Raw genomic sequence first — 13601 nt, 5'->3', positions numbered from 1 at the left:
TCAGCCGCGCGCGAGGCGGAGAGCGATGCCGTCGAGGATGTCGTGCTCGCTGACGGTCACCTCGGTCAGGTCGAACTCGTCCATGAGCACTCGCAGGATCAGCGCGCCGGCGCCGATGACGTCGACCCGTCCCGGGTGCATGACCGGCTCGGCCGCCCGCTGCTCCCGGGTGGCGGCCAGCAGCCCCCGCGAGACCCGCCGCACGTCGTCGATCGCGATCCGCGACCCGTGGATGGCGTCGGAGTCGTACCGGGGCAGGCCGAGGGCGAGCGCGGCCACGGTGGTGACCGAGCCGGCGAGCCCCACGAGGCTCGCCGCGCGGTCGACCGGCACCTCGGCGGTCACCTCGGCGAGTGCGGCCCGGATGTCGCGCTCGGTCAGCGCGATCTGCTCGGCCGTGGGCGGGTCGTCGTGCAGGTGCCGCTCGGTCAGCCGCACGCAGCCGATGTCGACCGAGCGGGCGGCGGTCACACCCCCGGCACCGCCGAGCACGAACTCGGTCGAGCCGCCGCCGATGTCGACGACGAGCCAGGGCGCGGGGGCGGGCTCCAGACCGTGGGCCGCCGCGGCGGCGGCGAGCGAGCCGGTGGCGCCGAGGAAGGACAGCTCCGCCTCCTCGCGCCCGGTCACGACGTCCGGTGTGCGCCCGAGGGTGGTGCGGACCATGTCCTCGAAGTCGGCGCGGTTGGCGGCGTCACGGGTCGCGCTGGTGGCCACCATCCGCACGTCCTCGACGTCCAGCTCCCGCGCCTGGGCCGCGTACTCCGCGAGCACCACCCGCGTCCGCTCGATCGCCTCGGGGGCCAGCCGGCCGGTGGCGTCGACGCCCTGGCCGAGCCGCACGACCTCCATCCGCCGCAGCAGGTCGGTGTGCCCGCCGTCGGCCGGCACGTCGGCCACCAGCAGGCGGATGGAGTTGGTGCCGCAGTCGATCGCGGCGACGCGGGTCACGCCGACCCCTCCGTGGCGTCGTCACCCTCGGGCAGCGCGCACGGGCCCCTGGCCCACCACTCCCCCATCTCCTCGACCGCACGGTCGCCGATGGGGTTCACCCCGGGTCCCGCGGCCAGGGCGTGCCCGGCCAGCGCGTGCAGGCACTTGACCCGGTCGGGCATGCCGCCGGCGGTGGCGCGGGTGGGCAGGACGTCCTTGGCGTCCCGGGCGGCCAGGTAGGCGTCGTGGGCGGCCTGGTACCCGGCGGCCAGCTCGGGGTCGGTGCCGAGCTCGTCCTGCCACTCCCTCATCCGGCCGGCGGACTCCAGCCGGCTCGCCGCGGCCGAGGCGCGCGGGCAGGTGAGGTAGAAGAGCGTCGGGAACGGCGTGCCGTCCTCCAGCCGCGGAGCCGTCTCCACGACGTCGGGCTGCCCGCACGGGCAGCGGTGCGCGACGCCGGCCAGCGCCCGCGGTGGGCGGCCGAGCTGCCGGGCGACGATCTCCCGGTCCTCCGGGCTGACTGGGGAAGAACTCACCCGACGAGTCTGCGGCACCCCCGGTGACGTGCTGGAACCGGCCCCGTCGATCAGCCGTCGGCGTCGGCCACCGAGGCCATCAGGCCCTCGTACCAGGACAGCGGCTCGGGCTCCTCGGTCGTCTCGGCCAGCGTTCCGGCGTCACCCTCGACGGTCTCGCCGTCCACCACGATCACCAGCCGGTCCCCGGGCAGCACGTACGCCAGCCGCTCGCGGGCCTGCCGTTCGGTGTAGGCGGGGTCGGACTGGCGGTCCAGCTGGGCCTGCAGGTCCGCGGCCCGCTGGTCGAGCTCCTCGCCCTCCGCGGCGAGACGGGCGAGCTCGGCCTGGCCGGCCAGGTACTGGCGCACCGGGCCGGCCAGGGTGAGCGCGAGCAGGAGCACGAGCCCCACCAGGAGCACCGCACGGCCGGTGAACAGCGGCCGGCGGCGCGCCGGGGAGGCGGGACGGCGCTCGGGGCGACGGTCGGTGCGCCGCCGGCCGGGCCGGCTGGACGCGCCCGTCCGCAGCCCGGTGCGCACCGAGCGGGTCGAGTGCACCCGCGGCACGCGGCCGGTGGGACGGGAGACCCGGCCGGTGCCACGGGGACCCTCGGCCGGCGAACCGCCCCGTCGCCCCCGAACGCTGCTCATCTGCCGCCGTTCAGACCTTCAGCCGCGGGAAGGCCGACGCCCCGGCGTAGCGGGCGGCGTCGTCGAGCTCCTCCTCGATGCGCAGCAGCTGGTTGTACTTGGCCACGCGCTCGCTGCGGGCCGGGGCACCGGTCTTGATCTGCCCGCAGTCGGTGGCGACGGCGAGGTCGGCGATCGTGGTGTCCTCGGTCTCGCCCGAGCGGTGGCTCATCATGCTGCGGTAGCCGCTGCGGTGGGCCAGGTTGACCGCGTCGAGGGTCTCGGTGAGGGTGCCGATCTGGTTGACCTTGACCAGCAGGGCGTTGGCCGCGCCCTGCTCGATGCCGTCGGCCAGCCGCGCCGGGTTGGTGACGAACAGGTCGTCGCCCACCAGCTGGACGCGGTCGCCGAGGGCCTGGGTCAGCGACACCCAGCCCTCCCAGTCCTCCTCCGACAGCGGGTCCTCGATCGAGACGATCGGGTAGGCGCCGACCAGCTCGGTGTAGTAGTCGGCGAGGTCGCCGGCGGTGATCTGCTTGCCCTCGAAGGTGTAGCCGCCCTCGCCGTGGAACTCCGTCGCAGCCACGTCGAGCGCGAAGGCGATGTCGGTGCCCACCGAGTAGCCGGCCTGCTCGACCGCCCGGGTGATGAGGTCCAGCGCGGCCCGGTTGCTGGACAGGTTCGGCGCGAAGCCGCCCTCGTCGCCCAGCCCGGTCGACAGGCCCTCCTTCTTCAGGACGGCCTTGAGCGCGTGGTAGGTCTCGGTGCCCATGGCCAGCGCCTCGGCGAAGGTCGCCGCGCCGATCGGGGCGATCATGAACTCCTGGATGTCGACGTTGCTGTCGGCGTGGGCGCCACCGTTGAGGATGTTCATCATCGGCACCGGCAGGAGGTGCGCCGAGGGGCCGCCGACGTAGCGGAACAGCGGAAGACCGGTGGACTCCGCGGCCGCGCGGGCGACGGCGAGGCTGACGCCGAGGATGGCGTTGGCGCCCAGCCGCGACTTGTCCGGGGTGCCGTCGAGGTCGATCAGGCGCTGGTCGATCAGCCGCTGCTCGCTGGCCTCGTAGCCGACGAGCTCCGGGCCGATGACGTCGAGGACGCCGTCGACGGCCTTGGTCACGCCCTTGCCGCCGTAACGCTCACCTCCGTCCCGCAGCTCGACCGCCTCGAAGGCGCCCGTCGAGGCACCGCTGGGCACGGCGGCCCGGGCGATGGTCCCGTCGTCGAGCGCGACCTCGACCTCCACGGTGGGGTTTCCGCGCGAGTCCAGGATCTCCCGCGCGCCTACGGCATCGATGCTCGGCACGGGGGCAGCCTAGCCAGCCGCGAGGCCGGCTTCCGCGTCCAGTTCCCCGGCGTAGCGCCGCACGGCCTCGCGCAGCGCATCCTCCACGTCCCACCCACGCGCCTCGGCCGCCGCGACGACGGCGAGCAGCCGCTCGCCCAGCTCCTCCGGGCTGTCGGAGCCGAGCTGCGCCGGCGCCGGCGTCGACAGGCCCGCCCGGCCGGCCCGGCGCACCAGCGCGGCACCCCAGGACGCCGCCGGCTGCGACCGCGACACCCCCTCCGTCGGCGAGCGCCGCTGCTTCTCCGCCTTCTTGATCTCCTCCCAGCCGGCCTCGACCTGCGTGACGTCGCGCGGGCCGGCATCGCCGAACACGTGCGGGTGCCGGCGCACCAGCTTGTCCACCAGGTCCCCGGCGACGTCGTCGACGTCGAACCGCCGGTCGGGCCCGGCCTCCGCCGCGACCCGGGCGTGGAAGACGACCTGCAGCAGCACGTCGCCCAGCTCCTCGCGCATCCCCACCGGGTCGTCGTCGACGATCGCGTCGTAGGCCTCGTGCGCCTCCTCCAGCAGGTAGCCGCGCAGCGAGGAGTGGGTCTGCTCGGCGTCCCACGGGCAGCCGCCCGGTGAGCGCAGCCGGTCCATCACCGCGACCACGTCGAGCAACCGCACCCCGTCCGGCTCCGGGGCGCCCTCGACGACGGGCCCCGCCACCGCCTCGCCTGCGGGCACCAGCAGGACGACGTCGCCCGGTAGTCGCCGGGCGGCCTCGACGTCGGGCACATCGGTGACCGACAGACCCTCGCCGCGGAGCACCTCGGCGGTCGCCGACGCACCGGGCAGGGCCGCGAGCGGCGCACCGGAGCCGAGCGCCCGCCAGCCGGCGGGTCCGAGCAGGCCGGGAAGTCGGGGGCTGACGGTGACGGCGAGCGCTACGGGCACGCGGTCAGTCTGCCGCGCCGCCCTCCGGGGCGTCCGCGGCCGGGTCGTCGAGGAGGTCGACGACGCCACCCTCGACCGGAACCAGGCGGCCGCCCTCGTCCGTCAGCTGGTAGCGGGGATTGACGGTGACGTCCAGGTCCTGGCGCACCTGCTCGACCAGTGCGGCACCGGCCTCGTCGACCGGGCCCGCCGCCTGCTCCTCCAGCCGCACCCGGCTCTCCTCGAAGGAGGGGACGACGGTCCCGGCGACGTAGCCGACCACGACGCCGCCGATCTCCTGCACCGGCAGGGTGAACCCCGAGCGGGGTGCGGTGGCCTTCAGCTGGTCGGCGAGCAGCGGGGGGATGCGGTCGAGGGATTCGGACTCGAGCGCGGGCAGCGTGTACTGCCCGGGGAAGCGGGCGGCCAGCTCGCCGTAGCGGGCGGGATCGGCGGTGAGCTCCCCCAGGAGGGCTTCGGCGGTCGCCTGGTCCGGCACGGTGACGTAGCCGAACTCGTAGGTCGCCAGGTCGGCCCGGGCCTGGTCGTAGCGCGCACGCAGCGCGTCCTCGTCGAGGGCGTCCGCCTGTCCCTCGCGGGCGGCGAGCTCGCGCTGCACCAGCTGCTGGCGGACCGTGTCGCGCACGTCCTCCCGGCTCACGCCCTGCTGCGCGAGCTGCCGGTAGACGGCGTCGGGGTCGTCGTCCCCGATCAGCACCTCGATCCGGTCGGCGACCTGGTCGTTCCCGATGCGCAGCCCGGCCCGACGGGCGGCCTCCGTGGCGACCTCCCGCTGCACGAGGCGGTCGAGCACCTGGCGGGTGTACTCGTCACGCCGTCCCTCGGCGAAGGCGGCTATGTCGTCGTCGGCCAGCCGCGCGCGCACCGCGTCCTCGAGCTCGGTCACGGTGATCCGTTCGTCGCCGACGTACGCGGCGACGTCCGGCGCCGAGCGGCAGCCAGCGAGGAGCGGCAGAGCGGCGGCCACCAGCAGGACGGCGGCCCGTGCGCGGGGAGGTCGGCGCGTCAGCACGCCGGGAGACTCCCACGAAAAGGACCCCGCTGCCCCCCACGCCTCGCCGCAGGCCCCTGCAGCGGGCCGGCGGATCAGCTGGCCGCGGCGACCGGTGCGTCGAGGACGGCGGCGAGCGTCGCGTGCAGGTTCTCCAGCAGGGCGACGTCGCGCAGCGGGGTGCGGCGGTCGGGGCCGACCGGCATCTTCAGCACGATCGTCTCCACCGCCGCCTTGTACGAGGCGCCCTCGGCCAGCCGGGCCAGCCGCATCTGCTTGGACTCCGGCAGCGCCACCGGCCCGACCCGGATCGCCCGGCCCTGCAGCGAGACCTCGGTGATGCCGAGCGCCCGCATGGCCACCCGGAAGCGGGCCACGGCGAGCAGGTTGAGCACGGGGGCCGGCGGTGCGCCGTACCGGTCGGTGAGCTCGTCGAGCACCGCCTGCGCCTGGTCGTCGTCGGAGATCGAGGCGACCTTGCGGTAGGCCTCCATGCGCAACCGCTCGCCGGGGACGTAGTCGTGCGGCAGGTGCGCGTCCACCGGCAGGTCGACCCGCACCTCGACCGGCTCGGCCGGGGCCTCCTCGCCGGTGACCTGGGCGCGGTAGTCGGCGACCGCCTCCCCGACCAGCCGCACGTAGAGGTCGAAGCCCACCCCGGCGATGTGCCCGGACTGCTCACCGCCGAGCAGGTTGCCCGAGCCGCGGATCTCGAGGTCCTTCATCGCCACGGCCATCCCGGCGCCGAGGTCGGTGTTGTTCGCGATCGTGGTCAGCCGGTCCACCGAGGTCTCGGTCAGCGTGCGCGTCGGGTCGTAGGTGAAGTAGGCGTAGGCGCGCTCCCGCCCGCGACCGACGCGACCCCGGATCTGGTGCAGCTGGGAGAGGCCGAAGGTGTCGGCGCGGTCGACGATCAGGGTGTTGGCGTTCGGGATGTCCAGACCGGACTCGACGATCGTCGTCGCCACCAGGACGTCGTACTCCTTCTCCCAGAAGCCGACCATCACCTTCTCCAGCTCGGCCTCGCTCATCTGGCCGTGCCCGACGGCGACCCGCGCCTCCGGGACGAGGTGCCGGATCTTGGCCGCCGCCTTGTCGATGGACTGCACGCGGTTGTGGATCACGAAGACCTGGCCGTCGCGCAGCAGCTCCCGGCGGATGGCCGCGGCCATCTGCTTGTCGTTCCACGCACCCACGTAGGTCAGCACCGGGTGCCGCTCCTCGGGCGGGGTGAGGATCGTCGACATCTCGCGGATGCCGGTGAGGCTCATCTCGAGGGTGCGCGGGATCGGGGTGGCCGACATCGACAGGACGTCGACCGCCGTCCGCATCGTCTTCAGGTACTCCTTGTGCTCGACGCCGAAGCGCTGCTCCTCGTCGACGATGACCAGCCCGAGGTCCTTCCACCGGGTCGTCGGCTGCAGCAGCCGGTGGGTGCCGACCAGGATGTCGACCTCCCCGGCGGCCAGCTGGCGCAGGATCTCGGTGGTCTCGCGGTCGGACTGGAACCGGGAGAGCACCTTCACCGTCACCGGGAACTGGGCCACCCGCTCGGAGAAGGTCTTGAAGTGCTGGTTGGCCAGCAGCGTCGTCGGCACCAGCACGGCCACCTGCTTGCCGTCCTGCACCGCCTTGAACGCCGCGCGGATGGCGATCTCGGTCTTCCCGTAGCCGACGTCGCCGCAGATGATGCGGTCCATCGGCACGGGGTTCTGCATGTCGGCCTTGACCTCGTCGATCGCGGCCAGCTGGTCGGGCGTCTCCTGGAACGGGAACGCGTCCTCCAGCTCGCGCTGCCAGACGGTGTCGGGCCCGAAGGCGTGCCCCTTGCTGGCCATGCGCGCCGAGTAGAGCCGGATCAGCTCCCCCGCGATCTGCTTGACCGCCTTGCGCGCCTTGGCCTTGGTGTTCTTCCAGTCGGCCCCACCGAGCTTCGACAGGGCCGGCGCCTCACCGCCCACGTACCGGGTGAGCTGGTCGAGGGAGTCGGTCGGGACGAACAGCCGGTCCGGCGGCTGGTTCCGCCGCGACGCCGCGTACTCGACGATCAGGTAGTCGCGCTGACCGCCGTTGACGGTGCGGCTGATCATCTCGATGTACCGGCCGATGCCGTGCTGCTCGTGGACGACGAGGTCGCCCGGCTGCAGCTGCACGAGGTCGACGGCGTTGCGCCGGCGCGCGGGCATCTTCGCCGCGTCACGCATCGACGTGCCGCGCTGACCGGTGAGGTCGTGCTCGGTCAGCAGTGCCAGGCCGATGCCGGGGAAGGCGAACCCGGCCTCGATGTTGCCCTGGGTGACGTGCGTCAGCCCCGCGTCGGGCGCGGTCTCGATACCGGGCACCAGGCGGACGCCGAGCTCGGCCTCGCCGAACTGGTCCGCGGCGCGCTGGGCGGGGCCGGGACCGGCGAAGGTGACGACGACCCGCCACCCGTCCCGGTGCCAGGCACGCTGCTGCTCGATCGCCTTGCCCACGTCACCGGCGAACCGCTCGACGACGGTGGCGTTCAGGGTGACGGAGGCGTCGTCGTCCTCGGCGGCCAGCGTGAACGACCCGGTGGTCCACCACGGCAGACCACGGGTGCGCGCGGCGGTCTCGACGTCGGCCAGGTCGCGGAAGGACGACGCCCCCAGGTCCAGCGGCGCCTCACCCGCCTCGGCCGCGGTCGCCCAGGACGCGGCCAGGAACTCCTCGGCGGTGCGGACGAGGTCCGCCGCCCGGCTGCGCACGCGCTCGGGGTCGGCCACCAGCACGTGCGTACCGACGGGCAGGAGGTCGGTCAGCAGCTGCAGCTGCCCGGGCACCAGCACCGGGGTCAGCGACTCCATGCCCTCCACGGCGATGCCCTCGGCCAGCTTGCCGAGGATCTCGACCAGGCCCGGGTGCTCCACCGCCAGGGCTGCGGCGCGGGCACGCACCTCGTCGGTCAGGAGCAGCTCGCGGCACGGCGGGGCCCAGAGCCGTTCGGGTCGCTCGTCGAGCGAGCGCTGGTCGGCGGCGGAGAAGTAGCGCAGCTCGTCGACCTCGTCGCCCCAGAACTCCACCCGGACCGGGTGCGGCTCGGTGGGCGGGAAGACGTCGAGCAGTCCACCGCGGACGGCGAACTCACCTCGCTTCTCGACCAGCTCGACCCGGGTGTAGGCGGCATTGGAGAGCGCGCGGGCGATGTCGTCCAGGTCGGCGGCGTCGCCCGGCGCCAGCTCGACGGGCGTGAGCTCCCCGAGACCCGGGGCCAGCGGCTGCAGCACGCTGCGGACCGGGGCGACGAGCACGTCGATCGTGCCGTTGGCGCCGGGGTGCGTGAGGTCGCGCAGCACGGCCAGGCGGCGGCCCACGGTGTCCGCCCGGGGGCTGAGCCGCTCGTGCGGGAGCGTCTCCCAGGCGGGGAAGGTCTCCACCCGGCGTTGCGGGAGGAAGCAGCGCAGCAGGTCGGCGGCGGCGTCGGCGTCGCGTTCGCCGGCGGTGACCAGGAGGACCGGGACCCCGTTGCCGCCACCGGCCGCGGCCAGTGCTCCGGCGACCAGCGGCTGGACGGCCGGCGGCGCGGTGACGGCCAGCTCGGCGCTACCCGCCGCGGCGACCACTCGGGCCATCGCAGGATCGGTGAGGACGACGTCGAGCACGCCGCGCAGGGTCACGCTTCTCTACTCCTGAGGTTGGTACGGCCACGCAGTGCCGCCGAGTGCGGCAGGGACCGGTCTCCCAGGCTAGACGGCAGGTCCGACACCCGCCGTCGTCGTGATCACGAGGTGAGGGCGCGGGCGACGCGGCCCACGGGCTCCTCGGCGTCGATGGCGGCCAGCGCCTTGCGCAGGATCGTGCTCGAGGTGTGCATCGTGTACGGGAAGTAGTGCACCCGGACGCCGACCTCGGCGAAGTCGCGCTCGAGCTTCTCGCCCTTGGGGGTGCCCCGCCAGTCGTCGCCCTTGAAGATCACGTCGAACCCGACCTCGCGCCAGGTGTCGATCTTGTCCGGGACGACCTCGGCGTGGACGGCGTCGACGAAACGCAGGTTGCTGACGATCTCCATGCGCTCCGCGAGGGGGATCACCGGGGCACGCCCCTTGGTGAGCAGGAGCATCTCGTCGGAGACGACGCCGGCGATGAGCCGGTCGCAGTGCTCGGAGGCGTGCTTGAGGATGTTCAGGTGCCCGATGTGGAACAGGTCGTACGCCCCGGGCGCGTATCCGATCACCGTCATGTCAGCTCCCCCAAGCGACGACGCGAGCACACGCACTGCACGCGCCCAAAAGGTCACCGAGCGTGACACCGATCTGCTCCAGTCGCAGGTCAGCCGCTCGTAGCCGGGGACTCTACGCATTCCGCGTCACCGTGGGTGACGAAATCGGCCGGCTTCACCCGAAGGGGCGTGGGCGCCGGACCGCCGGGTCCGCCGACCGGCCGCCCGATGGGGTGAGGCCGCGCACCGAGCCGCGTCGCCGCACCGCTCCGGGTCATAGCATCCAGGTCGAGAGGCTGCGGGACAGCGGGGGGACCGGCCTCGGAGTGCCGCTCCCAGCTGTTCTGCGACCACCAGGCGCCAGGAGCAGGGACGGTCATGGAATTCAGCGAGTACCTCGCGGCGATCCGCCGCTACTGGACGACCGTCGTCGGCGTCCTCGCCCTCTGCGTCGCCCTTGCCGCGCTCGCGCTGCCGCTCACCCCGCGCACGTACGAGGCCACTGCCCAGGTGTTCGTCTCCGCCTCGCCGTCGATCCCCAACAGCGCGCAGTACGTCAACCAGCGCGTGAAGAGCTACCCCGACGTCGTGCTGAGCGCCCCGGTGCTGCGGCCGGTGATCGAGGACCTCGACCTCACCGAGTCGTTCACGTCGCTGCGCGCGCGGGTCCGGGCCGAGGTGCCCGCCGACACCTCGCAGCTGCGCATCACCGTCTCCGGCCGGGACGCCGAGGCGGCCACCGAGATCGCCAACGCCGTCGCCGAGCAGGTCACCGTGGTCATCCCCGAGCTCGAGGAGTCCCGTTCCGGCGACCGCCCCGTGAAGCTGACCCTCAGCGACCCGGCCACCCCGCCCACCTCGCCGGTCTCGCCCGTGCCGCTGTTCGTCCTGGGCCTCGGCGTCCTCGTCGGCCTCTTCCTCGGTCTGGCCGCCGCCGTCCTGCGCAGCCGGCTGGACACGACCCTGTACGAGGAGGCCGGGGTCCGGGCGGCGTGGGGAGCCGGCGTCGTGCCCGATCTTCTCGTGGCCGACCGGCGGGGCAGCCGGGCCGGGGCGTCCAGCAGCGTGGTCCGGGCGCTGGCACGGCGCATCGAGCTGCTGGACCGGCACCGCCCGGTCTGCGTCGTCCTCGTGACGCCTGCGCCCGACCGGTCCTCGTTCGTCACGCGCGCCGCCGACCAGGTGGTCGCCGCGCTACGGGGACACGGCGTCCGCGCCGTCGTGGAGCGCCCGGACTCCGTGCCCGGTGAAGCGCCCGAGGGAATCACGCTGCTCTGCGTCGAGCCGACGGCGCCGGCCGCCTTCTGGCGGCGGATCGCCGAGCGATGCGACGGCGTCGTCGTCGTCGTGCCCGAGGGCGCGACAGATCGGTCCGACCTGCGCGAGCTGCGCGTCCTGCTCGAGGCGACCGGCGCCACGCCGCTGGCCGTGGCGCTCCTCCCGCACGATCGGCGCCCGTCACGGGCCGACGCGACCTCGCCGGCCGACTCCGGGCCTGCCGCGCCGGGCACCGGCGCCGACGCCTCCTCCGGTGACGACGCACGACGGATCACCGGCCCCGACCGCCCGCTCCCGCCGACGGCCAAGCGCAAGGGAGCAGGCCGGCAGTAGGACGGCCGGACCGGGTCACGCGCGCCCCGCGGTCAGGCGGGGGCGGCCACGGGTCGCGCCCGATCGGAGGGGGCTGCGGGCGCTGCGCCCTCCTCTTCCAGCAACCGGCGCCTGGAGCCGCCTTCCACGGCGAGCGAGACGACCAGGAAGCACAGGAACGCCGGGGTGGCGTCGAACAGGCCGCTCTCCAGGACGCTCCGGGGAACCAGGAACGCGAGCATCCCCAGCACGAGGGCCCGGTGCCGCCGGGGAGCCAGCAGCGCGCCCCGCACGGCCCAGAGCACCCACCCCAGAGCGACGAGCACGCCGACCACACCGCACTGCACCAGCAGGGAGACCCAGCTGCTGTCCAGCGGCTGCGTGGTCCACCACTGCCCCCGCACCTCGATGATCTTCACCGACAGACCGCCGCCGAAGAGCGTCTGCCAGAGGGAGCCGGCCCAGGTGGTCGCCGCCCGCCAGGCGATGAACCGTGACTCCAGGGTGCTGACCCCGTCGCCGTCACGCTCCAGCCACTCCCCCAGCGCGCCGGTGGCCAGCACAGCCACCGATCCCAGCGCGGCCATGAGCAGTCCGGAGACGACCAGGCCGACACCGACCCTGCGGGCGTGCAGAGCCACCACGCCGAGCGCGAGCACGAGGACGAGCAGACCCGTGCGGGAGCCGGTCGCCCAGATCACCGCGAGCCCGACCGCGGCGGCCGCCAGAGCCGTCGGCCGAGGGGCCCCGAGGAGGCACCGCCATGCCGCCACCAGGACCACGACGCCGGCCAACAGGGCCAGTTCGTTGGGGGCCAGGGGCGGCACCTCGCCGGCGAGCCGACCGGACGCCGCACTCGGGAGACCCGAGACCACTGCTGCCGCGCCGATCAGCCCGCAGGACCACGCGAGCGAGACCAGCACGTCCTCCACGGGCACCGCGCGAAGGAGGCAGAAAACCGCCAGGCCCAGCACGGCCACCCGCGCCGCGACCAGACCGCCGGCGAGGAACGTCCCGTGAGTGAGCGCGCCGAGGACCGACAGCGCCAGCACCATCGCCAGCGCCCACAGGGACCCGGTTCCCAGTCGGCGCCGAGCGCCGGGAGCGCGGGCGGCCAGCACGAGGGCGAGGACCGAGAGGGCCGCCTTGGCGAGCACCACCGGGTCCAGGGAACCGGTGAAGTACTGCCCTCGACGCCAACCGACGGTGCAGGCCACCAGGAGCAGCACCACCAGCAGGACCCGCGGACGGGGTCGCCCCATGCTCATGCCTCTCGATCCTCTGGCTGCGCGCTGCCGCGCCGCAGCATGGTAAGTCGCTCTGCGACGATGACCCGCGCATCCGACCGTCCGCGTCGGACCGACCCCGAGGGGGATCCGTGCCCACCGGCCGCGTCCTGATCGCGCATCCGTCCGCCGACCTCTACGGCTCGGACCTGCAGCTCGTGGAGAGCGTGCGTGGTCTGGTCGCCGACGGCCGGCAGGTGACCGCGTGCCTCCCCGGCCCCGGACCACTCGTCGCGCTCCTGCACGACGCCGGCGCGGACGTGGAGTTCGTCCGCTCCCCCGTCCTGCGCAAGGCGCTGCTGAGCCCGGTGGGCCTCCTCAGGCTGATCGCCGAGGTGCTGCGCGGCCTGCCCCGGCTGATCGCCACCCTGCGCCGGCTCCGTCCCGACGCCGTCTACGTCAACACGGTCACCATCCCGCTGTGGGTGGTGGCCGCACGGCTGGCCGGCCGCCCGGTGCTGTCGCACGTCCACGAGGCCGAGGACGACGTCCCCCGGCTCATCTCCTTGCTGCTCAACGCACCCCTGTTGCTCGCGACGGTCGTGGTGGTCAACAGCCATGCCGCGGCGGGCACGCTGTTCCGCGCCCTCCCGCGGCTGCGCCGCCGCACCCGCGTGGTGCACAACGGTGTGGCCGGGCCGAACGAGGAGCCGCTGCCCGTGACGCCACCTCGGGGCGGCCCGCGGCGAGCCACCCTGGTCGGCCGGCTCTCCCCCCGCAAGGGCAGCGACGTCGCCGTGGAGGCGGTGGCACTGCTGCGCTCCGAGGGCTGGGACGTCGACCTGGAGCTGCACGGTTCGGTCTTCCCCGGCTATGAATGGTTCGAGGAGGAGCTGCGCGAGCGGGCCGCCCGGGCCGACCTGCGGGGGCACGTCCACCTCGCGGGGTACACCTCGCCCACCTGGCCTGCACTGGCCCGGGCCGAGCTGGTGCTGGTCCCCTCTAGGGCCGAGCCCTTCGGGAACACCGCCGTGGAGGCGCAGCTGGCCGGCCGGCCGGTCATCGCGTCCGACGTCCAGGGTCTGCGGGAGATCGTGACCCCCGGCAGCACCGGGCTGCTCGTGCCGCCCGGGGACGCGCGAGCGCTGGCCGACGCCATGGCCGTCGTGCTCGGTGACGAGGCCTTGGCCCGCACCCTCGCCGCGGCGGGTCTGCAGTCCGCGCGCAGCCGGTTCATCGTCGAGCGGTACCGGCAGGAGATCGCCGGCGTGGTCTCGGGGCTCACCCAGCAGCCGGAGGCCTGA

Annotated in this window: 11 protein-coding genes; 2 read left to right on the top strand and 9 right to left on the bottom strand. The window is 74.1% G+C overall.

Annotation, left to right across the window (positions count from 1 at the left end; genetic code table 11):
• The 8 genes from DQ237_RS15655 to DQ237_RS15620 form a co-directional block, all read right to left on the bottom strand.
• Positions 1-951, bottom strand: a complete 951-nt coding sequence (locus tag DQ237_RS15655) for a Ppx/GppA phosphatase family protein (protein WP_113801062.1) — start codon at positions 949-951, stop codon at positions 1-3.
• Entirely contained in the window at positions 948-1469 is a 522-nt protein-coding gene (locus DQ237_RS15650; protein ID WP_113801061.1) for a DUF501 domain-containing protein, read from the bottom strand. Before DQ237_RS15650 ends, DQ237_RS15655 begins: the two co-directional genes overlap by 4 nt.
• Positions 1470-1519: 50 nt before the next feature.
• A complete protein-coding gene (locus DQ237_RS15645; RefSeq protein WP_113801060.1) occupies positions 1520-2101 on the bottom strand; it encodes a septum formation initiator family protein in 582 nt (193 codons plus the stop codon).
• Positions 2102-2111: 10 nt separating this feature from the next.
• Positions 2112-3389, bottom strand: coding sequence for a phosphopyruvate hydratase (eno, locus tag DQ237_RS15640; RefSeq protein WP_113801059.1), 1278 nt, complete (start codon positions 3387-3389; stop codon positions 2112-2114).
• Positions 3390-3398: 9 nt separating this feature from the next.
• Entirely contained in the window at positions 3399-4310 is a 912-nt protein-coding gene (locus DQ237_RS15635; protein WP_113801151.1) for a MazG family protein, read from the bottom strand.
• A gap of 4 nt (positions 4311-4314) precedes the next feature.
• Positions 4315-5322, bottom strand: a complete 1008-nt coding sequence (locus tag DQ237_RS15630; RefSeq protein ID WP_113801058.1) for a SurA N-terminal domain-containing protein — start codon at positions 5320-5322, stop codon at positions 4315-4317.
• Positions 5323-5396: 74 nt separating this feature from the next.
• Positions 5397-8939, bottom strand: a complete 3543-nt coding sequence (gene mfd, locus DQ237_RS15625; RefSeq protein WP_113801057.1) for a transcription-repair coupling factor — start codon at positions 8937-8939, stop codon at positions 5397-5399.
• A gap of 104 nt (positions 8940-9043) precedes the next feature.
• Positions 9044-9502: an adenylyltransferase/cytidyltransferase family protein gene (locus DQ237_RS15620; protein WP_113801056.1), complete on the bottom strand. Its 459-nt coding sequence runs from the start codon at positions 9500-9502 to the stop codon at positions 9044-9046.
• A 357-nt stretch (positions 9503-9859) separates the two neighbouring features.
• On the opposite strand from DQ237_RS15620, the gene DQ237_RS15615 reads away from it, so the two are divergent.
• Positions 9860-11092 carry a YveK family protein gene (locus DQ237_RS15615; RefSeq protein ID WP_113801055.1) on the top strand — a complete coding sequence of 411 codons (1233 nt, stop codon included), beginning with the start codon at positions 9860-9862 and terminating at the stop codon, positions 11090-11092.
• Between the two features lie 32 nt (positions 11093-11124).
• Here DQ237_RS15615 and DQ237_RS15610 read toward each other — a convergent pair whose 3' ends face one another.
• Positions 11125-12339, bottom strand: coding sequence for a hypothetical protein (locus tag DQ237_RS15610; RefSeq protein WP_113801054.1), 1215 nt, complete (start codon positions 12337-12339; stop codon positions 11125-11127).
• 110 nt (positions 12340-12449) lie between these two features.
• Between DQ237_RS15610 and DQ237_RS15605 the strand changes: the two genes are divergently transcribed.
• The gene (locus DQ237_RS15605) at positions 12450-13601 is read left to right on the top strand and encodes a glycosyltransferase (RefSeq protein ID WP_113801053.1); all 1152 of its coding nucleotides are present in this window, start codon (positions 12450-12452) and stop codon (positions 13599-13601) included.

Origin of the sequence: Blastococcus sp. TF02-8, from assembly GCF_003319175.1 — a bacterium.
Taxonomy (GTDB): Bacteria; Actinomycetota; Actinomycetes; order Mycobacteriales; family Geodermatophilaceae; genus Blastococcus.
The sequence above is the reverse complement of the archived record's forward strand: the minus strand, read 5'-3'. Positions and strand labels throughout refer to the sequence as shown.